At 40.4% G+C, this 23312-nt stretch carries 17 protein-coding genes; 4 read left to right on the top strand and 13 right to left on the bottom strand.

Going from position 1 to position 23312, the window contains the following annotated elements; all coding sequences use genetic code 11:
* The first annotated feature begins 5 nt into the window (after positions 1-5).
* Positions 6-2099 carry a type IA DNA topoisomerase gene (locus tag PEDSA_RS08020; RefSeq protein WP_013632654.1) on the top strand — a complete coding sequence of 698 codons (2094 nt, stop codon included), beginning with the start codon at positions 6-8 and terminating at the stop codon, positions 2097-2099.
* Positions 2089-2967: an ORF6N domain-containing protein gene (locus PEDSA_RS08015; RefSeq protein ID WP_013632653.1), complete on the top strand. Its 879-nt coding sequence runs from the start codon at positions 2089-2091 to the stop codon at positions 2965-2967. Before PEDSA_RS08020 ends, PEDSA_RS08015 begins: the two co-directional genes overlap by 11 nt.
* A gap of 43 nt (positions 2968-3010) precedes the next feature.
* Here PEDSA_RS08015 and PEDSA_RS08010 read toward each other — a convergent pair whose 3' ends face one another.
* The 8 genes from PEDSA_RS08010 to PEDSA_RS07970 form a co-directional block, all read right to left on the bottom strand.
* Positions 3011-5281, bottom strand: a complete 2271-nt coding sequence (locus PEDSA_RS08010) for a multicopper oxidase family protein (protein WP_013632652.1) — start codon at positions 5279-5281, stop codon at positions 3011-3013.
* A 21-nt stretch (positions 5282-5302) separates the two neighbouring features.
* Positions 5303-5752, bottom strand: coding sequence for a heme-binding domain-containing protein (locus PEDSA_RS08005; RefSeq protein WP_013632651.1), 450 nt, complete (start codon positions 5750-5752; stop codon positions 5303-5305).
* A 1-nt stretch (position 5753) separates the two neighbouring features.
* Positions 5754-6416, bottom strand: coding sequence for a DUF3347 domain-containing protein (locus PEDSA_RS08000; RefSeq protein ID WP_013632650.1), 663 nt, complete (start codon positions 6414-6416; stop codon positions 5754-5756).
* Positions 6417-6455: 39 nt separating this feature from the next.
* Positions 6456-6977, bottom strand: coding sequence for a DUF305 domain-containing protein (locus PEDSA_RS07995; protein ID WP_013632649.1), 522 nt, complete (start codon positions 6975-6977; stop codon positions 6456-6458).
* A gap of 11 nt (positions 6978-6988) precedes the next feature.
* On the bottom strand, positions 6989-7873 hold the full coding sequence (locus PEDSA_RS07990) for a DUF3347 domain-containing protein (RefSeq protein WP_013632648.1): 885 nt from the start codon (positions 7871-7873) through the stop codon (positions 6989-6991).
* Between the two features lie 650 nt (positions 7874-8523).
* Positions 8524-8745, bottom strand: a complete 222-nt coding sequence (locus PEDSA_RS07980; protein ID WP_002978428.1) for a heavy-metal-associated domain-containing protein — start codon at positions 8743-8745, stop codon at positions 8524-8526.
* A gap of 99 nt (positions 8746-8844) precedes the next feature.
* A complete protein-coding gene (locus PEDSA_RS07975) occupies positions 8845-11259 on the bottom strand; it encodes a heavy metal translocating P-type ATPase (RefSeq protein ID WP_013632646.1) in 2415 nt (804 codons plus the stop codon).
* Between the two features lie 84 nt (positions 11260-11343).
* Positions 11344-11907, bottom strand: a complete 564-nt coding sequence (locus PEDSA_RS07970; RefSeq protein ID WP_002978432.1) for a helix-turn-helix domain-containing protein — start codon at positions 11905-11907, stop codon at positions 11344-11346.
* A gap of 162 nt (positions 11908-12069) precedes the next feature.
* Here PEDSA_RS07970 and PEDSA_RS07965 point away from each other — a divergent pair, with 162 nt between their 5' ends.
* Together PEDSA_RS07965 and PEDSA_RS07960 are read left to right on the top strand one after the other, a co-directional pair.
* The gene (locus PEDSA_RS07965; RefSeq protein ID WP_002978435.1) at positions 12070-12507 is read left to right on the top strand and encodes a DUF1896 domain-containing protein; all 438 of its coding nucleotides are present in this window, start codon (positions 12070-12072) and stop codon (positions 12505-12507) included.
* The gene (locus tag PEDSA_RS07960) at positions 12494-17932 is read left to right on the top strand and encodes an N-6 DNA methylase (RefSeq protein WP_013632645.1); all 5439 of its coding nucleotides are present in this window, start codon (positions 12494-12496) and stop codon (positions 17930-17932) included. Before PEDSA_RS07965 ends, PEDSA_RS07960 begins: the two co-directional genes overlap by 14 nt.
* 9 nt (positions 17933-17941) lie before the next feature.
* Here PEDSA_RS07960 and PEDSA_RS07955 read toward each other — a convergent pair whose 3' ends face one another.
* Genes PEDSA_RS07955 through PEDSA_RS07935 form a run of 5 tightly spaced genes read right to left on the bottom strand, consistent with a single transcriptional unit; the run spans position 17942 to position 23303 of the window.
* Positions 17942-18763: an RteC domain-containing protein gene (locus tag PEDSA_RS07955; protein WP_013632644.1), complete on the bottom strand. Its 822-nt coding sequence runs from the start codon at positions 18761-18763 to the stop codon at positions 17942-17944.
* The gene (locus PEDSA_RS07950) at positions 18764-20524 is read right to left on the bottom strand and encodes a sensor histidine kinase (RefSeq protein ID WP_013632643.1); all 1761 of its coding nucleotides are present in this window, start codon (positions 20522-20524) and stop codon (positions 18764-18766) included.
* A 12-nt stretch (positions 20525-20536) separates the two neighbouring features.
* Positions 20537-21661, bottom strand: a complete 1125-nt coding sequence (locus PEDSA_RS07945) for a signal transduction histidine kinase (protein ID WP_013632642.1) — start codon at positions 21659-21661, stop codon at positions 20537-20539.
* Complete coding sequence (locus tag PEDSA_RS07940) at positions 21661-22737, bottom strand: porin (protein ID WP_013632641.1); 1077 nt, start codon at positions 22735-22737, stop codon at positions 21661-21663. The genes PEDSA_RS07945 and PEDSA_RS07940 overlap by 1 nt, the downstream gene beginning before the upstream one ends.
* A gap of 5 nt (positions 22738-22742) precedes the next feature.
* On the bottom strand, positions 22743-23303 hold the full coding sequence (locus PEDSA_RS07935; protein ID WP_013632640.1) for a K(+)-transporting ATPase subunit C: 561 nt from the start codon (positions 23301-23303) through the stop codon (positions 22743-22745).
* Positions 23304-23312: the final 9 nt, after the last annotated feature.

The raw sequence follows: 23312 nt of genomic DNA, 5'->3' as shown, positions 1-23312 counted from the left end.
ACAGTATGAAAACAATCATTGCAGAAAAACCAAGCGTAGCAAGGGAAATAGCCGGACTTGTGGGAGCATCCGATAAAAAGGATGGCTACCTGACAGGTAACGGCTATTTTGTTACGTGGGCATTCGGTCATTTAATAGGACTGGGAATGCCCGAAGATTACGGCATTTCGGGATTTGATAAAGCATCCCTGCCGATATTGCCCAACCCGTTTTTATTGACCGTCCGCAAGGTCAAAAAAGACAAAGGGTACACCGCCGATACTGGCGCATTAAAGCAACTGAAAGTCATTGAGCAGCTTTTTAAGCAAAGCAACAGCATCATCGTTGCTACCGATGCAGGTCGTGAGGGCGAACTCATTTTCAGGTACATTTATGAATACCTGAAATGCAACAAACCTTTTGAACGCCTTTGGATAAGTTCGCTTACCGAAAAGGCAATAAAGCAAGGCTTCAACAACCTAAAAGACGGGGCAGCATTTGACGGACTGTATCAGGCAGCGCAAGGCAGAAGCCGTGCCGACTGGCTTGTAGGCATCAATGCTACACAGGCATTGAGCATTGCCGCAGGCAATGGTATCTATTCGCTTGGAAGAGTGCAAACGCCCACACTGGCTTTGATATGCAAACGTTACCTCGACAATAAGAATTTCACGGTAAAGAAATACTGGCAGATACAATTAACGCACAACAAAGCCCAGGTTGATTTCAAAAGTATTTCCGCAACCAAATGGGACGAAAAGCAACTTGCTGATGATACCCTTAAAGCTATTCAGCGTGGCGCAACGGCAACCTTTACATCAGTAGAAACCAAAAGCGTTACAGAACAACCGCCCTTGCTTTTCGACCTGACAGGCTTACAAAAGGAAGCCAACAAAAGGCTGAAATTATCTGCTGAAGCAACGCTCAATATTGCGCAAAGCCTGTACGAAAAGAAGTTTATCACGTACCCACGTACCGGGAGCAAATACATCCCTGAAGATATGTGGGCAGAAATTCCAAACCTCGTGCGGGCATTGCAAAATCGTGAGGATTGCAAGCAAGCCCTTACCAAAATCAAATGGGGACGGTTCAACAAACGTATCGTGAATGACCTCCGTGTAACGGACCATCACGGTTTGTTGATTACGGACAAAGTGCCGTCCGTACTTAATGCAGACGAAAACAAGATTTACAATATGATTGCGCTTCGCTTGCTTGAAGCCATATCGCAAGCCTGTGTCAAAGAAATAACCGATGTATCATTACAGGTATTGCATTACGACTTTACGGCAAAAGGCTGTAAAATTCAGGAAGCGGGTTGGCGTTCCATAAAAGGAAGTTTTACCGATGACGGCGAAGAGCCAGTGCAGGAATTACCTGAACTGCATAAAGGCGACGAACTTGCCATAAAGGAAGCCGCAGTTTTGGAAAAGCAGACCAAACCACCAGTGCTTTACACCGAAGCCGGGCTTTTGTCGGCTATGGAAACCGCAGGGAAAGAAATTGAGAACGAAGAAGAACGCAAAGCCCTCAAAAATATCGGCATCGGTACTCCTGCAACAAGAGCCGCCATTATCGAAACCCTGTTTACCCGTAATTATATCCAACGGGATAAACGTTCTTTAATCCCTACGGAAAAAGGATTGCAGGTGTACGGGCTTGTAAAAGACCGGAAAATTGCAGACGTGGCAATGACTGCCGAATGGGAATTGGCGTTACAGAAAATAGAAAATAACGAAGCGGATGCCGGAACATTCCAAAAGGAAATGGAAACCTATGCCAAATCTATTACCGATGAATTGCTACAAACCTCTATTGCAAGCACCAACCAACCCAAACTAACCTGCCCGAAATGCAAAAGTCAGCAGCTTATTATCCGTGACAAGATTGTGAAATGCCCTGATGAGGCTTGTAACTGGGTACAGTTCCGCACCGTCTGCGGTGTACAAATCAGTATCGAAAATGTAACAAACCTTGTCAATAAAGGCAAAACCTCTCTTATCAAAGGAATGACAAGCAAAGCCGGAAAGAAATTCGATGCTTACATCATTCTGAAAGAAAACGCTGAAAGTTCCTTTGAGTTTGAAAAAAACAAAAGCAGTAAACGCAATGGAAAATAAACCGTCAATCGTACCCAAAGAAATCAGGAACCTGATTTATACTATCCGGGGCAAACAGGTAATGTTGGATAGCGACCTCGCTGCCTTATATCAGGTAGAAACAAAGAACCTGAACAAAGCTGTTAAAAGAAATATTAAGCGTTTTCCTGTATCATTCTGCTTTCAACTGACCGAAGAGGAAGTTGAAAACTTGAGGTTCCAAATTGGAACCTCAAGTTTAAATTACGGCGGCAGACGTTATTTGCCCTATGCTTTTACGGAACAAGGCGTTGCAATGGCATCTGCCATACTTCGTTCTGATATAGCCGTTAAAATGAGTGTGGAAATAATGGAAGCCTTTGTAGAAATGCGGCGTATGCTCATCAGCAACGCTTCTTTGTTTCATCGTTTGGACAATATCGAGTTAAAGCAACTGGAAGCCGACCAAAAATTTGAAGAGATTTTTAAGGCTTTGGAAAGCGACAAGCTGCACAGCGAAAAAGGCATTTTCTACAACGGGCAGATTTTTGATGCCTACGCCTTTGTTTCCGATATTATCCGTAGTGCCAAAAGCTCTGTTATCCTGCTTGATAATTATGTGGATGATACGGTGCTTACCTTGTTGGGTAAGCGTAAGACTAATGTAACCGCTACAATCCTTACCAAAAGTATCAGCAATCAGTTACGGTTAGACTTACAACGCTACAATAGCCAATATCCTCCGATAGAAATTGAAGTGTTTTCCGACGCCCACGACCGTTTTTTGATTATTGACCATACAGAACTCTACCATATAGGGGCATCGCTCAAAGACCTGGGCAAAAAATGGTTTGCTTTTTCAAGAATGGATATTGAACTTGGTAGAGTTTTGCAGATTTTAAACAAGTAAAAAAATCCCCTCCGATATTTCGGAGGGGAATGGTGCATAATCCTTAATAATTTAGTGACAGCCCTATACCCAAGCCCATATCACTATCATAGTGTGTACGAATACCTATATTCTTATTGATGATATACTTCAAGTCTGCCATATATTCCATATCGGTATTGACCATAAAACCAGCTCTTAATCTTTTTGAAATTGGTATATCTTCTCGCATTAAAGACAGGCGAACGATACCATCGTGATATACTTCTGCCTGAAAATTGACTAACATTGGCAAGGTGTACATAAAACCTAAACTAAAGGCTCTACGTGTATCTTTTTCGTTTTTCTGCCCGAATAAATTGGTTTCGTGTTCATCTATTCCCATTTTACGGTAACGCCAGTCAAAGCCTATAAATGGCATAAACCACTGCATTTTTCCGATGTATCTTCCTAAATGTGTTTCTACTTCGTAACCGTGCATATCATTGTAACCTAAACGCCATTCTGTGCCTAAACTCCATCTTGCATTTTGAAACATTGCCTCGCCATCATTACCATTGGTTGCAAAATCGTTCTGTGCCATAAAATGTGGCATATTGCTCTCTCTCTGTAATTTATTGTATGCTTGTTTCTTGTTGGGTAAGTTTGGATTTTTATAGTCATCCACAGCAAAAACCCTGTTCATCCCCGACATCATATGATATAGGATATGGCAATGGAAAAACCAATCTCCTTCTTCGTTTGCCAAAAATTCAATGGTATCTGTTTCCATTGGCATTATATCTAACACATTTTTCAGTGGTGATTTTTCGCCTTTTCTATTAATTACTCTAAAGTCGAAACCGTGCAGGTGCATTGGGTGTCGCATCATTGAGTTATTGTAAATGGTGATGCGTAAAATTTCTCCTTTCTTTACAGGAATTTTATCAACTTCTGAAAGAATTTTGTTATCCATACTCCACACATAGCGGTTCATATTTCCGGTAAGTGTAAATTTTAGTTCTTTTACGGGTGCATCTTTGGGAAGTGAAGTATTGTAGGGCGATTGCAACATTGCATAGTTTAGGGTTTTAATTTCTCCTAAAGCATTTGCATTGTAACGATTGGGGTCGTTATCCATATTCATATTGTGTTGGCTATGGTCTTGCTTTTGATTGGCTTCTCCTGTAATTTCGGGATACATTACCACGTTCATATCCATTTGGTTCAGGCTCATTTTCATTCCCATATCGTCCAAATCACCATTCATCTTCATCATATCGTTCATCATCTTCATCCCTTCAAAATATTTTAATTTGGGCAGTGGGGAAATTAATTGTTTGATACCATTACCTAAAAAATAACTGGCTGATTGTGTTCGGTCTTCAGTAGTGGCTAAAAATTCATAAGAAACACCTTCTTCGGGGATTGTTACAACGACATCGTATGTTTCAGAAACTCCTATAATTAACCTATCTACTTCAACAGGTTCTACATCGTTACCATCATTGGCTACTACGGTAATTTTACCTCCGGCATACCGTAACCAAAAGTAAGAGGATGCGCCACCATTTGAAACTCTTAACCTTACTTTATCACCTGCTTTTAGTATTTTGCCGTCAACGGTTTTTAAATCGGTAGTATGATTTCCGTTAATTAATATTTTGTCATAATACACATCGCTTACGTCCATTGCCAACATACGTTTCCATTCGTTGGTTAATTTGGTTTTGAAATGCCCTTCTCTAATAGCTTCTGCATAAGATTGTGTTGCACCTTTTTTGATAGCTGCCCAATCATTGGCGTTGTGCAACATTCGGTTAATGTTGTTGGGGTTATAATTTGTCCATTCGCTTAAAATAATGGGTACGGTAGGCAAATCATCAATGCCCTTTCTAAAGGTTTTGTCGTCATCCCGCTTTTTCATTACAAAACTGCCATACATTCCAATCTGTTCCTGCAAACCTGAATGGGAATGATACCAGTGCGTTCCGTGTTGGATAATTGGAAAACGATAGGTGTATGTTGCTCCGGCTTCAATAGGCTTTTGTGTAAGCCAGGGCACACCGTCCTCTTTGTTGGGCAAAAATACGCCGTGCCAATGCAGTGATGTACTTTCTTTTAACTGGTTATGCACTACAATCTCGGCAGTGTCGCCCTCTGTAAATGTGAGCGTGGGCATAGGTATTTGCCCATTTACGGCAATGGCTCTTTTTGTTTTTCCTGCATAGTTGACAAGCGTATCTTTTACATACAAGTCGTAATGCACTACTTTCTGTGCAAATAGGGATTGCGAACATAACAGTATAAATACTGCTTGCAGCAACCTTATTTTACTATTTATGGGTATATTCATTTTGATATTTTTTTTTGAAACTCATTCCTGTTCTTTTAGCCAATTGATTAATGTTTTGATTTGCTCATTATTCAATTTTGCATTTTTGTGCATCAGTGTATATGAGGACAGAGGCATTTGCTTCGTTTCTATTTGTTCTTTAATTGAGTTTAGTAATCTTTCCTGCTTTCTATTTGAGTATGTACCCCATTCATTGAAATTCAAATCTTCTTTTGCATTTTTGATATGGGTTCCTACCAATGTTCTTGCAGGCTGTACATAGTCGTACCAAACATAATTGGTATTGTTGCTATGACAATCGTAGCAAGACGTTTGAAACATCGCTTTTATTTCAATAGGCATTTTATAGACTTGTGTAAAATCGGTTGTGTAAACCTGCCCTTTATCTACATTAAGGGCAGGCTGATAAAATTGGATTGCAATAAAAATAAACAGCACTGTTGCTAAAATTATCTTTAATACTTTCTTCATTCTAAAATTCTTTTTTTACAGAACCGCAGGTAAGCATCTTACTACCATAGTAAGGATTTTTGATTGTCTTTGCTTCACTAATCCAAATAGCACCTTTGCCATCATTGTACATCGGGCAATAATCTTGATACAATTTTTGGGTAGTTCCGAACAATGCTATAAGGTCGGAAACATCTTTGCTTAATGATGCTAAATGCTCTCTTTGGTGGTCTATCTTTCCGGCATTGTCGCCAATATGCTCTGCGTTTTCTTTTGCATTTTCTGCAATATCCATATACTCCTTATGTTTGTTTGCAGGTATGGTTTTCATATCTACATTTTTCAAGGTAATGAACAACTGTTTGCCTGCATTGGCAGCAGCTTTGTCATTGTCTGAAGCAAGGGCGTTTTTTAATGACAGATAATCGGTAATTATGGGTGCAATAGAGAAGTTTTGCGCCTGCTTTTTTACATCTGATTTTTCTGCAGCTTTAGCTAATGTATCAACTGGAGCAGTAGAAGTTGCCGTATCATTTTGTGTTGATGATGGCACATTTTGAGCGTCAGACACCACTGTACTATCATTGGCTGTTTTGTCGCTGTTTTTACTGGAAGACTGATTGCAGGAAACGGTTATTGCTACAACCGTAGCCAGTGCGATGATGGAGAAAAATATATTTTTCATTTTAATGCTATTTAATGTTGTTAAAGAAATTTTTGTGGTTTACTTGTTTTCAAATTCTTTCAGCTTTCGCTTCATAAATTCGATTTCCTTTGCCTGTGTTTCAAGTATGTTTTTTTGCAACTCTATCAGTTCGGGGTCGGTTAATTTTGCTTTTTCCGACATCAGCACTGCTGCTGCGTGGTGCGGTATCATTCCTTTTACAAATTGTTTGTCGCCCACATTTATTTGCTCCCTGATGCCAAACCAAGAGAAGATGCCAATTGCGAGGGAAAATGCAATGATTGCCCAGTTGATTTTTTTGTTTTGATACATTCCTTTCATTATCCATAATTCAATGACCAACATTGCCGAAACCATCAGCAGGGTCATATACAAATTATTGATGTTCGGGATAAGATTATCCAATCTGTCAATCATAGCATACATAAGGAAATACATCGCTGCGAACATCGCCACAGCCATTACAGCGAACCGTTTGTACATTGCTAAAGAATGTTTGGCATTATGCGCCTCATTTGCCGTGTGGTGGTGCATATCGTGCTTGTTTTCTATATTTTCCATAACAGAAGAATTTATTTATTATTAATTGTTTCCTGTACGCTACCACAGGTTAGCATTTGAGAACCGTAATAAGGATTTTTAACCGCTTCTTCTTTGCTTAACCAATTTGCGCCTTTCCCGTTATTGTACATTGGGCAATGCTGATAGTAAACAGGTGTTTCCTGTTTTGATACCTTAGCCAGTTCGTACATATTCTTAGAAAGTAAAGCGAATGTTTGCCTTTGTTGGGCAACATCTTTAGAAGCAGCAATCTTTTCTGCATTTGCTGTCAGGTCTTTCATTACTTTCATCCAAACGGTATGCTCCCCGGTAGAAAGTTTTGCCATTTCTACGGCTTTGATAGCTTTTACCAATTCGGCAGCTTTTGCGGATGATGTACCTGCATCAGTTTTTACCAAAGCATCTTTAACTGAAAAATAGTTGTCGAATACGACTTTCAGTTGTGGTGCATTTTGGTCATCGGCAGTTTTTGTTGTTGCCATTTCGTTGTGGTTATGGTTGGTGTGTCCGCTTTTCATATCCATACCCGCATCATTAGATTTTGCGACTGGCTTTAATTCTCTGTCGTACTGGCAACATCCCGGCAGCTTTGCATACACATCATCCGGTGCTAAAAACTTTTCGCTGTCGTAACCTGCCAAAGCGATACGTTTCAATATTTCATCCTGATTGGTCTTATCGCTGTCATAAGTGAGCGTAGCCATTTTAGTGTCTTTATTCCATTCCACACTGGCTACCTTGTTCACATTGCCTGCTTTTTCGATAGTGGCTTTACACATACCGCAATTGCCGTAAATTTTTACGGTTTCTGTTTTCGCATTTTTGATTTGTGCGAAACTGTTTATTGATGATAGTAATACGCCGATTACCATTACTATTTTTGATAATGATTTCATTTTGAAAATTTTAATTTAATAAGATATACAAAAGGGGTGCGAAAACTGGATTGGGTTTTCGACAAGACATACCTGTGGCTGTCAAGCAACAGATTTAGCTTATTTTAGGCGGTAGCCAAATGGAGAAAAAGCCTGAAGAATAATAGGCTTGTTTGAAACCGAATTTTTGCTTTTTTGCTTCTGCAAACAGATTTTTTGCTTTCAATTCGATTACAACAGGTACACTTAAAGAAGTTGTTGAAGCACCGCATCTGCAAGAACTGTGTTTGCAATTGCCTCCGCAGTCGTGACCATCCTTACATTTTTTACAGGACTTGTCCTTGCAACTGTTTTTGTGCTGCGATTTTTCAGATTTTTCTTTTGAGCAGGATTTTTGTTCCGTCTTAGTTGTTTTTTTGGCGCAGGCATAGCTTATGCTCGGCATAAGGAAAAATCCCAAACACAGTAAGAGAACAAAGCTGATATGTTTACCCAAATTTTTCAACACTACAAAGTTACAAATAAGATTATCTTTTTTTGATGGCTTTCCCTCTTTTTTTGGTGTTTGATACCAAATGTTTAATAAAGCCGCATTTTTTTTCCATTTTTAAAGATATAATGCCCTTTTTATCAGGTCAGGTTGCTAAAAAGGGCATTATAAATTCAATATATTAAGCGTTTAAAGGTTCGATTTTAAAGCCTGCTTTTTGTACTGTTTCAATTACCTGGTCTTCGGTAATACCCTCTGATTTTATTGTAAGTACCTTGTCTTTATTGGCGGTGTCAACTTCCCAATGGCAGATGCCCTCTGCATTGTCCAAATGCGGCTTTACAGATGCTATACAACCGCCACAATTGATGTTCGTCTTAAATTGAAATTCTTTATTTTCCATTGTCTTAAATTTTGATTGTTGTTTGATACCACAAATTTCAGCACTATACCGTTCTGTATTGTTGTGGAATTTCTTATTTGATTTGTGATATTTAATGTTTTACTTTTTCCACTTCAACCGCAGGCTGTTAGTTACCACGCTCACGCTGCTCAATGCCATTGCTGCACCTGCAATCATCGGGTTCAGCAGGAAGCCATTTATTGGGAATAAGATACCTGCCGCAATAGGAATGCCGATTAAATTATAGATGAATGCCCAAAACAGATTTTGCTTAATAGTGGCTACGGTCTGTTTTGAAAGTTTTATTGCCTGTGGTATTTTGGTAAGGTCTGATGAAATAATGGTCATCTTGGCAACATCCATTGCAATGTCGGAACCTTTACCCATTGCAATACTTACATCGGCTGTTGCCAAAGCTGTGCTGTCATTAATACCGTCGCCAACCATTGCCACTACTTTGCCTTTGCTTTGAAGTTCCTTTACAAAATCGGCTTTGTGCTGTGGCAATACCTCTGCCTTGTAATGCCCGATGCCAGTTTGCTTTGCAATGGCTTTTGCAGTGGCTTCATTATCGCCCGTAAGCATATACAATTCTATGCCCATATCCTGCATTTGCCGGATGGCTTCGACCGATGTTTCTTTGATTTTATCAGAAATGACGATAACGGAAAGCGCCTGTTTGCTGTCGGCAAACCAAATAACTGTTTTGGATTGTTTTCCCCATTCATCCGCTTGCTTTTGCAGTTGCTCCGCAATGGTAATGTTGTTTTCTGCCAATAGCTTTTTATTGCCTACAAAATAGGTTTCGTTGTTGTGATTGGCTTTTGCACCTTTTCCTGTAATACTATCGAACAGTGATAAAGTAGTGGTTTGTACACCGTCTAAATGTTTCACTACCGCTTCTGCCAATGGGTGTTCGGATTGCTTTTCGATGCTTAATAAAATATCTTTCGTTGCATCATCATTGTTTAGCCATTCGATACCTGTTACCTCTGGTCTACCCTCTGTTATCGTTCCTGTTTTATCTAAAATAATGGCATCAACTTTTTTGGCTAATTCCAAACTTTCGGCATCCTTTATCAGAATACCGTTTTCAGCACCTTTGCCAACGCCAACCATTATAGCGGTAGGCGTAGCCAATCCCAAAGCACAAGGGCAGGCAATAACCAATACCGTAACAGCCGCTAACAATCCCTGAACTATGCCATTGTTGCCGCCTAAAATAAACCATAGGATAAATGTGAGAATAGCAATCCCTATCACAACGGGAACAAAAATTCCTGCAATCTTATCTACCAACTTTTGTACTGGTGCTTTACTGCCTTGCGCATCCTGAACCATTTTGATGATATGGGCAAGCATTGTTTCCCTTCCGACTTTAACCGCTTTGAATTGGAAACTTCCTTTTTGGTTAATCGTTCCCGCAAATACTTTTTCGTTTTCTTTTTTCTGTACAGGTACAGGCTCGCCACTCAACATACTTTCATCAACGTAGGAACTGCCCGAAGTAACCATACCGTCCACCGCAATCTTTTCGCCCGGCTTTACAAGAATAACATCGCCTGCGTTTACCTCTTCAATAGCGGTTTGTTTTTCGGTTCCATTCGCTTGTATAACAATAACGGTCTTGGGTTGTAAGCCCATCAGTTTTTTAATGGCTGAAGAGGTATTGCCTTTGGCTTTTTCTTCCAATAGTTTCCCTAACAGGATAAATGCGACAATTACGGCTGCTGCTTCAAAATATACGTGGGCGTGTAGTCCTCTCTGATGCCAAAAATCTGCAAACAACATATTGAATACGCTGAACAGATAAGCGATACCTGTACTCAATGCTACCAGTGTATCCATATTGGCTGAACGATGTTTTGTCTGCTTCCAGGCATTGATGAAAAAATCCCTGCCTAACCACAATACAACAGGAGTAGAGAACAGCCACATTATAGGGGTTGCATAGGGCATATCCATAAAGAACATTGCTATCAATACAACAGGCAATGACAGCGCAATAGCCCATACGGTTTTAGTCTTTAGCTTTTGGAACTTTTCAGCGTGGATAGCTTCTAATGTTTCCTGCTGCTTATTTTCTTCTTCTACCAGTAAATCGTAACCTATGGACTGTATCGCCTTTTGCAGTTTGGTGGCATCGGTCATATTGAGTAGGTATTCCACGGTAAGATTTCCCGTAGCAAAGTTTACGGATGCTTCTATAACGCCCTCCTGATGCTTTACAATACTTTCTACACTGCCTGCACAGGATGCGCAGGTCATTCCCAATACAGGGAATGTATGTTTTACAGTAGAAACGCCGTAACCTAAATCTTTGATTGCTTTTACCGCTGCGCCTATCGCTGCGCTGTTATCTACCGTGATAGCTGCCCTGCGGTTGTTTAGCTCTACTTTGTGGGTTTCGATGCCTTTGACCTGTGCCAATCCTTTTTCAACGATTAACGCACAATGTTCGCTTTCTACATCTTCTAAGGGAAGATAAATAGTTTCTTTATTATTCGTTGCCATATTTGCCTGATTTAATTAACAGTACAAAATTGGCTATTATATGGGTGGGTGCTATTGTGAAATTTTGGAATTTATGTGTAAGATTTACAAACTATCCAATGGCTTCCTTTTATCTTCTTTTATCTGTTTGAAATAGCTCGGTGTCAGCCCTGTAACTTTTTTGAACTGGTTGCTTAGGTAGGACACACTCGAATAGTTTAAACGAAAGGCAATTTCACTCAAAGAAAGCTCATCATATACCAATAGCTCTTTTACCTTTTCTACTTTTTGGGCAATAAAGTATTTTTCAATGGTAGTACCCTCTACCTCCGAAAAGAGATTAGATAAATAATTATAATCGTGGTGCAGTTGACTACTTAGCACATCCGAAAGATTGGTTTTGGCGTGGTTGTCCTGATGATGCACAAGGTCAATAATTATATTTTTTATCTTTTCAATTATGCGGCTTTTTTTATCGTCAATAAGTTCAAAGCCTAATGGAATTAAAACCTTATCTACATTATTTTTTTCTTCGGATGTAATCTCTTTATCCAATACTACCTCTCCAAGTTTGATTTTTTTTACGTTCAGACCTAACTTATCCAATTCATTTTGCACCACCATAATACAGCGGTTGCAAACCATATTTTTAATAAAGAGTGTACTCATATATACCTTTTTACGACCTTAACAAAGGTACAAATTAATCTCTGGCATCATACCATTCTACGCCAAATCCCGCCTTTCAAAGCCAAACCCTGCCACTTCTGCAAAGGGGCTTATGTACTGCTATAATTTTAGGATTTAAGTAAAATTCTAAACAAAATAAGTATGGATGTACAGCAAAAAGACCTGTCGTATTTCAGATTACGACTGCAAGAATTATTAAACAGCAGCTTTCCTGAAAAGGCGCACGACCAAAAATTTATTGACCAACGGTCTTCGTGGGCTGCCAATGCTTATGAGGGTGCTTTCCGTTCGGGAAACGCCATTGAGCAATGCGACGAAATAGCCAACTACATACTTTTTGAGGGCTTGCACTTCTCCAAGTTCAACACGGTTTTCAAAGTGGTATGCAATGAGTTTGATGCCATAATGGCAGACGAGGAGCTGCGACCGTTCGCCCTTAAAATGTTCCCCGTTTGTGAGCCTGTTTTCGCAGGATATGAATTAACCGATGATTTCGCCAACGGAAATGAGTTTGATGTACTCTATACCGAACTGACCGGAACCATCTCAATATGGATTGAGGAAAATGGGCTTCAGTAAGCGGTTCCATCTCCAACAGAATATTGATGCCCTGCGAATTGTTTTTAAACTGGAAAAGGAGAAACGGCAAGCCACCGTAGGCGAAAGACTGCTAATGATGCGATACAGCGGATTTGGCGGTCTTAAATTCGTTCTGAACCCCGTAGAAAACGAAATAGACATCAATCATTGGAGAAAAACAGAACACGACCTTTTTCCACTCACGCAGGAACTCCACCAACTACTCAAAGAAAATTCCGAAGACGATAAGCAATACCGCAAGTATGTGGATAGTATGAAAAGTTCCGTACTGACGGCTTTTTATACCCCACCAAAAGTTATAGATGCCATTTCATCTGCCTTGCGGGATAATGGTCTGCACATTGATAAATTCCTCGAACCCTCCGCAGGTATCGGTTCATTCATCCAATCCTTTTCGGAAAATCAGAAAGCCAGTGTTACCGCTTATGAAAAGGACTTGCTTACAGGCAAGATTTTAAAGCAGCTTTACCCCGAAATCAATATCCGTATAAACGGCTTTGAGGAAATCCCCGAAAGGGAACAAAACACCTATGATGTAATCGCCAGTAATATCCCTTTTGGCGATACTTCCGTATTTGACCTTTCTTATTCCCGCAGTAGAAATAGCGCAAAGGAACAGGCTGCCCGAAGCATCCACAATTATTTTTTTCTGAAAGGTGCTGATATGCTCCGTGAGGGCGGTTTGTTGGCTTACATCACTTCACAGGGCATTCTGAACAGCCCTAAGAACGAACCCATACGCAGGGCGTTGATGCAGGATAATAATTTGGTTTCGGTTGTAAGATTGCCTAACAACCTGTTTACCGAATATGCAGGTACGGAAGTCGGCAGCGACCTGATTATCCTGCAAAAAAATACGGCAAAAGAAAATCTGACCGACAGGGAAGATCTGTTTTGCCAAAGCAAGCCATCTGAATACAATACGCCTGGCAATGCGCTCTTTCAGGACAGTACAAGAATTATCCATACCGACCAAAAATTAGATACCGACCCATACGGGCAACCTGCCTTAATCTATACGCATAAAGACGGTGTTGAGGGCATTGCCAAAGATTTGAAGCAAATGCTTTCCGAAGATTTTGGAAAGCATCTGAATTTGAGTTTATACAAAGGCGAACAGAACGACGAGCCTGTTATACAAATTCCTATTGAACCAAAAGTTACACCTCCGGTCATAGACCCTGTAATCATTCAGCAAAAGCCGCAACCTGTACCTACTCCGGTAGTCCGTCAGGAAAGCCCGCAGGAATTAAAGCAACTAAGCATTTTTGACTTGTTTGAAAGTGCGGGAGAACCTGTAATGGTTCTTGCTCCACCTAAAAGAACTACCCAAGCCAAAAGGCAAAGCACTAAAAAAAGAAGAGGTACAATAGGTCGTCAGCCCGACCTGTTCAGCAGTGCAAGGCAGCAGCCCTATACACCGCTAAAATCCAATGGTGATATTAACGGAACCGACCAGGTTAACGGCAAAAAACAGGAAGCTATCAGCGACCTGTTTTCACAAATAAACGGAAATGGCCAGTCTGATAAGACAGCCATTACCGCTATCAATATTAATGCTATTCCTGAACCTGCCCCGTATAGTGGCGAACTGCAATCATTCCATCGTAACGATTGTCTTGTGGTGGATAACGGTTGGGTAGGTTATCTGCAAGAAGTAGAAAAGGAAGATGCAAAAGCAATCTTTCATCCATTGCAATTACCATCGGCACAGAAAGCAAGAGCCGAAGCCTATATTGCGGTAAGGGACAGTTATATCAACCTGTACCAAAAAGAAGCTGAAAAGCAGACCGAACACCAAGAAGAACGGGAAACGCTGAACCGCCTATACGATGGTTTTGTCAAAAAATACGGCAATCTCAATGCTGCCGATAATGCCAAGCTGATAAAGACAGACAGCGCAGGTAAAGAAATTCCTTATCTGGAGCGTATCATTGGCGGCATAATCCATAAAGCGGATATATTCAGCCGTCCTGTTAGTTTCTCTACGACCACGTTAGCAACCGATAATCCCGAAGAGGCATTAGCCGCCTCGCTGAACAAGTACGGAAACGTGGATTTAGATTTTATGTCCAAAATCAGCAGCCTGCCTGCCGATACCCTGAAAGAAGCCCTACACGGGCGGTTGTTCTACAATCCGCTACAACAGGAATATGAAATTGCTGAACGTTGGATTGCAGGCAACGTAGTAGAGAAAGCCCAAGAGGTAAAAGAATATCTCGAACGCAATCCCGATGATGCTGAAGCCAAAGAAAGCCTTACCGCTTTAGAGGAAGCCCGACCAAAACGTATCGAATTTGAGGAACTGGATTTTAACCTCGGCGAACGCTGGATACCCACTGGCATTTATGCCCGTTTCGCTTCGCACCTGTTTGATGCGGATGTACTTGTACATTATACCGAAAGCTCCGACGACTTTTCTGTGAAATGTCATCAGGGCAATATGCACATTTGGGAAAAATATGCCGTCAAAGCGGAAAGCCGCACGTTTGACGGTATTGCCCTGCTCAAACACGCCCTTGTCAATACCACGCCTGATATTACCAAAAAAGTAATGGTTGGCGACCAAGAGGTCAAAGTACGGGATATGGAAGCCATACAAATGGCGAACACCAAGATTGATGAAATCCGTACCGCCTTTACCGATTGGCTACACGCACAGAATGATGAGTTTAAAAATCGCCTGACCGACCAGTACAACGATACCTTTAACTGTTTCGTTCGCCCGAACTATGACGGAAGCCATCAGGAATTTCCGGGATTAGACCGTAAGGGAGCAGGCATTGAAGACCTGTATTCAAGCCAAAAGGACACCGTTTGGATGATAAAGCTGAACAACGGTGCTATCTGCGACCACGAAGTAGGCGCAGGAAAAACGCTGATAATGTGTACCGCAGCGCAGGAAATGAAGCGTTTGGGTTTAGCCCATAAGCCGATGATTATCGGGCTGAAAGCGAATATACCTGCTATTGCCGAAGACTACCGCAAAGCCTATCCACACGCCAAAATCCTTTACCCAGGTATTGATGATTTTACACCGAAAAAACGTCTGCGGATTTTCGGGGATATTAAAAATAATGATTGGGATTGTGTGATACTCACGCACGACCAGTTCGGAATGATACCGCAGTCGCCCGAGATACAAAAGGAAATCCTCGAAATAGAATTAGACAGCGTAGAGCGTAACCTCGATGCCCTGAAATCGCAAGGCAAGGAAGTTACAAGGGGAATGCTCGCCGGGGTAATCAAACGGAAAGAAAATCTTGAAGTAAAACTAAAAACGCTGCAACACGATATTGAAAATCGCAAGGATGATATTGTGGACTTTAAGATGATGGGTATAGACCATTTGTTCGTGGACGAAAGCCACCAGTTCAAAAACCTGATGTTCAACACCCGTCATACACGGGTTGCCGGACTGGGTAACGTGGACGGCAGCCAAAAGGCACTGAACCTACTGTTTGCCATACGCACCATTCAGGAGCGTACCGATGCGGATATGGGCGCAACCTTTCTTTCGGGTACAACCATCAGCAACTCGTTAACGGAACTGTATCTGCTGTTCAAATACCTGCGTCCCCGTGCATTGGAAAAACAGGGCATTCATTCCTTTGATGCCTGGGCAGCTATCTATGCAAGGAAAACCACTGATTATGAATTTTCGGTAGCTAACAACATTGTAGCCAAAGAGCGTTTCCGCTACTTTATCAAAGTGCCGGAACTGGCGCAGTTCTATTCTGAAATCACGGATTACAGAACGGCAAAGGATATTGGTATTGACCGCCCCAACAAGAACGAGGTATTGTACAATATACCGCCAACGCCCGACCAAGATGCCTTTATCCAAAGCCTGATGCAGTTTGCCAAAACGGGAGATGCTACTTTGCTCGGTAGAGAACCTTTGTCGCAAAGGGAAGAAAAAGCAAAGATGCTCATTGCTACGGACTACGCCCGTAAGATGTCGCTCGATATGCGTATGGTAAGCGGTGCGTATAATGACCACCCCGATAACAAGGCTTCTCATTGTGCTTCAAACATAGCCAAGTATTACAACCAATACAACGCACAGAAAGGAACACAGTTTGTATTTTCGGATTTGGGAACCTACAAGCCCGGCGAATGGAATGTGTACTCCGAAATCAAACGTAAGCTCGTGGAAGGCCACGGCATACCTGCACACGAAGTCCGGTTTATTCAAGAAGCGAAAAATGACAAGCAACGCAGGGAGCTTATCAACGGGATGAACGATGGCAAAATCCGGGTGCTGTTCGGTTCTACCAGTATGCTCGGAACTGGCGTAAACGCACAGAAAAGAGCCGTTGCTGTTCATCATTTAGATACGCCGTGGCGACCGTCTGACCTTGCCCAAAGGGACGGGCGGGCAATCCGTAAAGGCAACGAGATTGCCAAATTCTTTGCCGAAAATAAAGTGGCTGTGATTATCTATGCTGTTGAGAAATCTTTGGATAGTTATAAGTTCAACCTGCTGTATAATAAGCAGCTTTTCATCGACCAGTTAAAGACCAACAACCTGACCAAAAGAACGATTGACGAGGGAAGTATGGACGAAAAATCGGGAATGAACTTTTCGGAATATGTGGCAATCCTGTCAGGTAATACAGACCTGTTGGATAAAGCCAAACTTGAAAAACAGATTGCCGGACTGGAAAGCGAAAAGCAGGCGTTCAACCGTTCTAAATCCAGTGCTAAATTTAAGGTGCAGGACTTTACGGAAATGTTGCAAAGCACTCAATCCCGTTTGAACCGGATGAGTACAGACTGGGAAAACTTACAGCAACGCCTCCAAAAGCGTTCGGACGGTACAATCGAAAACCCCGTGAAGTTGGATGGCTTGCCGCCCAATGCAAAACCGAAACAAATCGGTGCGAAGCTGAACGAGATTGCGGACAAAGCCCGCACCGCAGGTCAGTATGAACAGATAGGCAGCTTGTATGGTTTTATGCTGTTGGTCAAAACAGAAAGGTCGGAAAAAGAGGGTTCGGATATTCGGGTAAACCGCTTTTTGGTACAGGGCGAGGGAAATATCAAATACACCTACAATAACGGTCTGATGGCAAAAGACCCTGAAACTGCCGCAATGAATTTTTTAAGGGCTTTGGAAAAGCTGCCGGGCTTTGTTAAACAGGAAAAGGAAAAAATCGCTGAAATACAGAAAGACCTGCCTATACTTAAGGAACTGGTTAACGATACGTGGTCTAAGGAAAGCCGATTGAGTGAGCTTAAAACGGAACTGGCAGCCGTGGAAAGAAAGATACAAATTTCGATAGAACCTGTTAAGCAAGGGGAAGCAGTCCCGGAGCAGGCAGAAAAGCAAAATGAAGCCCCAAAGGGTCAGGAAAGCATTATACGAAGTAAAGGTATTAATCTACCCCGTGTATTATAATGATATTGTTTATTTTTCGTCCTGCTCGTCCATTTTCTTAATTAGTGCTTCACAAAGGCTGTCAAGGAATTTCGTTCGGTTCATCTTACGGGCTTTCAATTCCATAAACGTGTGGTAAAAATCGCCCAATTCAATATTAAACGCATCTTCAAAAGTTTTAGCTATCAATTTTATGTCTGCATTCCCACCGTTAAATACACCGTGGGAATACAGTGCATATATGAGTTCCGTAAGTGCTGTTTTGCTTGCTGTCCATTTTGGTGATGCATCTGACGCTTTTTTCTGATTGATATTGTGAAGCCTGTCTTCCAAATAAACTTGTATCAGGTCGTTGGCAATTATCTTTGCAACCTTATAATCGTGTGATGTTGAAAAACGATGGTCAGCTTCAAAATAAAAAGTATCTAACCATAACCTTATATCGTGTTTTCCTCTAAGAAAATAGTTCTCGTCGAGAACCGTATTATTACTACGGTAATATTTGTAAAAATCAATGTTGTTATCAAAGAATTTTTTTAGCCTTTTCAGTTCTTTTTTTAGGTATTTTTTGATGGGCTTTGTACCATAAGGCTTCTTTGTTTCGATTTTATAAACGGCGTTGTAAAAGATAAGTTTTGAAACAATTACAGGCTTCTGGTATTTGAAAAAATAGATTTCTTCCGCAATGTTCTTGAACCCTTTTTTTAGAACAAATTCCTTTACTTCGGACAAAGCATTAATTGTAATAGCAATTACTTCCTCAATCCGTTGTAACGGACAATCTGGTTCAACCTCCAATTCTTTGATTGATAATTCCAGTTTAGTTAATATTGTGTCGTGGAATTTTTCCATCTATGATAGCCTATTTGGCTTACTTTTTATCAAGCTGTTTAACGAAAAGGAAAATGTACTCCCTGCTCCTAAATCACTTTTTACAGAAATTTCACCGCCCTGTGCCTGAATAAACTCTTTGCTGATGCTTAGACCTAATCCTGTACCTTCCTTCTTTGTACCGGGTATGCGGAAATATCGGTCAAATATTTTGTCAATATATTGTGGGGAAATACCTTGACCTGTATCCGTGACCGAGAAGCGCACCTTATTATCTGTCGCATTAACATCAATGCTAATAATTGAATTATCATAGGAATAACGAATTGCATTGGAAAGCAAATTAGTTAATACCCAAGCGGTTTTTTCATTATCAGCAAGCACTTGTGGCAAATTATCGGCTATTTTTATTTCAAACCTGATTTGCTTTTGTTCGGCTGCTGCCTTTGTAGCATTTACAGCATATTCTACAATTTCTTTGGCTTCAGACGGAACAACACTTATTTGAATAGTGCCGCTCTCCACCTGTGTCATATTCAATAATTCTCCTGTAATTTTCAATAATCGCCCTGTATCATCATTGATGCTATGTAAAAGACTTTCTTGCTCCGCATTTAATTCACCCACTTTTTTATTTCCTAATAATTGCAAGCTCATCTGTATAGATGATATAGGAGTTTTTAGTTCGTGTGAAACAGTGGCGATAAAGTTTGTTTTTGCAAAATCCAATTCTTTATATGGAGTGATGTTTTGTAGGAGAATTACGTTGCCTATATGTTTTTCTTCTTTCTCTCCCGTGGGTGTTATCAGGATAGGAATAATTTCTTTCTCGAAATAACTTTCTTTGTTATCTGCATAGATTTTAATAGGAAAAGATTTTATCTTTTTTTCGTGTGTCTCTTTCTCCGGTAAATCTTTTATAAGAGTTTTTATAAGGTCGTTTTCTTCTGCGATGTGTTGAATGGGTGCGCCAATCACTTTTTCTTTTTGTAAGCCCGCTATTTTTAATGCGATGTCATTCATAAATAAAATAGTGTGTTTTTCATCCAAACCGATAACCGGTTCGCTCATATTGTTAATAAGGGTTTCGATACGTTTTTTTGCCATCATCAGCCTTTCAATGCTACTATTACTGTATTCTTCTAATTTTTTCGCCATTGTGTTGAATGATTTGGCTAACTCCCCGTATTCATTGTGTTCTTCAAAATGCACTCTTCTGGAGTAGTTTTTTGCAGCTATCTCTTTTATACTTTCCGTTAATTCTCGGATAGGATTAGCAATATTTGAGGGCAGATTTATCAGAAGTGTGAACGCTATTAGGAAACAGAATGTCCCTGTTATGGCAATCCACAAAATTGCACTATCAGCCGTTTCTTCTGCTACCTCATTTTTTCGCTGTATTGCCTGCATATTCAGCAGCATTACATCGGTAATGTCCTTCTGTATCGTTCGTAGCAAAGAACTATCATCAGGAGAATTAACTATGAGTGCAAAATCCTGTTTAATCTTGTCCGTAATTTCCTGTTCTCCAACTTCTGTGATAGTCCTCGTTTGTTTTTCCAGGCTTTGCCTGAATTTCTTTTGTTGTTCAGGATTATGAATATCACTGTTCAGTGCATTGAGCATCTGGCGACAATAATCTACGGTATTGTAATTATCTGCCAGTATATTCTTTGCATCATTAGATAGCTTGTTTATATGGGTTGCACTTAATATGGTAAGGAATGCTATCATTGCAAAAAGGAGCCCTACACCCAATATTAGCTTCGTTTTTATTCTCATTATCTCAATTCTTTAACTTAAAATCACAAGGTCAATATCATTTGCAGACAGTTTTCTTAAAAGTCCGTTAAAGACATTAGTGGCTAAAATGATATGTATCAGGCTCAAATGTGGCTTCCCTATACATATAGTTGTTATCTTACGTTGCTCGCATTGTTCCATTATAGCTTTTGAAATATTACCATTTTCCACTTTAATTATGTTCGCACCTAATTCTGTAGCTAATTTAAAGTTATTTATAAGATGCCTTTGTTTATCGAGGGCAATTTTATCAGGGCTTTCACGGGGTGTTTGTACATAAAGTACAGACCACTTGCTATTGTAATAATTGGCAAGCCTTGCCGTCTTCCGTATTACGTTTTTTGCCGTCTTTTCGTTTGAGCTGATACAGGCTAAAAACTTTTCTCTTTTAGCCGCACCCGTCAGTGTTACCTCGCTCTCAACTTTACGTTCCACCTGCGAGGCTACTTCTTTTAGTGCTAATTCTCTTAGCTGAAGTATATGTTCGCTTTTGAAAAAATTATTGAGTGCCGTTTCTATTTTTGCAGCTTCATATATCTTTCCCTCCTTAAGACGTGTAATTAACTCATCTGCTGTCAAGTCAATATTTACTACTTCGTCTGCTTCTGCAATTACGCTATCAGGAATACGTTCTTTTACCTCAATTCCTGTGATGGCTCTCACTTCTTCATTAAGACTTTCTATATGCTGTATATTAACAGCACTAATAACGTTTATACCTGCATCTAAAATGTCCAATACGTCCTGCCAACGTTTTTCATTTTTGCTGCCTTCAATATTGGTATGCGCCAGTTCATCTATAATTACTACTTCAGGGCGTAAATTGATGACTGCCTGAACGTCTAATTCTTCTAATTCCTTACCCTTATAAAACAGCTTTCTGCGTGGAATAACAGGTAACCCCTCTAACAAATCGTGTGTTTCCTTCCTGTTGTGCGTTTCAATGTAACCAATCTTTAAATCGATGCCATTGCGCAATAGCGAATGTGCTTCCTGTAGCATACGAAAGGTTTTGCCTACACCGGCACTCATACCGATGTAGACTTTAAATTTCCCTCTCCTTGACTTTTTTATTAAGTCAAGAAACTGTTGTACTGTTTGGTCTTTTTCTGTCATTAGAAAGCAATTGCCAATGATGTCGTTATGAAATAATTATTATTACTTGGTTTATCATTCATTGTAAAAACCCTGTCCTGGCTCGAAAATCCTCTTCCTTCTATGCGCCACATCACGTTATTTCTTATCAGGTAATCGTAATTTATTGAATATCCCCAAGTTTTAAATCCGTTTGCAGTACCTGTACCAATTATTGCTCCGTTCTTGTCGCTATAATACTCTCCTCTCAACGCAATGTTGTGTTTTTCGGCAGGACTGAATTTAACAATTACAATCGGTGTGTACCAGGTGTTATAGCTGCTGCTTCCTTTACTTTTTTGCTCTGCTCCAATGTCAAACCCCGCTGTTAAGGCAAATTTCTCCGTGATTTGAAAGATGCCGTAGAGGTTGTGGAAATACCGCATTTGCTTTATACTGTCGGCTTTATCATTTCCAATAAAGGAACTACTGTTGAGCGTGATTTTTGAATTGGGTTTATAGGTAAGCTGATGACCGAATGCAGGGGTATTATTACCATCTACACGTTGTATGCGCTGCCAGCCGTTTAATACCAATCCGCTAATAAACCATTTGCCGTTGTCAGTGGTGTAGGAAATTTTTGCCCCTGTTTCAAAATAGGGTGAGTTGTCGGCAAAAATACTTCGGGTTAATGTCCAGTTATCTCTACCTACAGCACTTTCAAAACCTAAATGGGATGAAAATATACCGGCATCAATCCATAAATCTTTATTCTTTGAAATTTTTACACCTGCATTTGCTTCATAAATATTTTTCAATACGCCCGGTTCTGCTGCGTAATTCGCATTCATATATGTACCGGTAGCCAAGGCAAGATTTGCCCTAACGTTATCCGTGTTATAGGATGCCTTTACAAAACCTAAATTCAGGTTGATTTCATTATGTCTATTATGCGAATAGGTAAATGCGGGTCTATTGTGATTATCTGGATTGCCAAAATCGTATGTGTAATATGTTTCTAAATAACCGCTAAAAGTAAACGGCGATTTTGTAGTGTTTGTTTGTGCAAAACTTTTTACGCTTAATAATATCAGTGACGCAATTATTATCTTCTTCATCTTATTTATTTTAAATTATCTAATGCTATATTTAATTCGAGTACGTTTATTTTTTCGGGTCCGAACAAACCAAATAAAGGCTTTTCTGTTTTCGCAAGGATGAGTTGAAGAAGGTTTCCTTCCGCAATTCCACGAATTTTGGCAATTCTCTTTACCTGCACTTTTGCCGCCTGAACGGAAATATGGGGGTCAAGACCGCTACCGCTTGCCGTAACCAAATCCACAGGTATTTCTGATTTGGCAATGCCAGGATTGTGTACTAAAAACGTATCAATTCTTGCTTGTACCTGTTTGAGATATTCTTCATTGGAAGGACCTTTATTACTACCTGCTGAACCTGCGGCATTATAATCAACCGCCGATGGGCGTGACCAGAAATATTTATCTTCCGTAAAAGACTGCCCAATATTGGCGTAATAGGTCTTACCATTTTGTGTGATAACTTTTCCTTTTCCCTTATTTGAAGAAAACTGTCCCATTCCCCAAACCACAAGGGGATAGACTACTGCAAGTAATATGATACTTAAAACCGTTAGCTTAATAGCCGGTAAAATATGTTTTTTCATTTCTGTTGA

The organism is Pseudopedobacter saltans DSM 12145, assembly GCF_000190735.1.
GTDB lineage: Bacteria > Bacteroidota > Bacteroidia > Sphingobacteriales > Sphingobacteriaceae > Pseudopedobacter > Pseudopedobacter saltans.
This window is presented reverse-complemented; position numbering and strand designations above follow the sequence as displayed.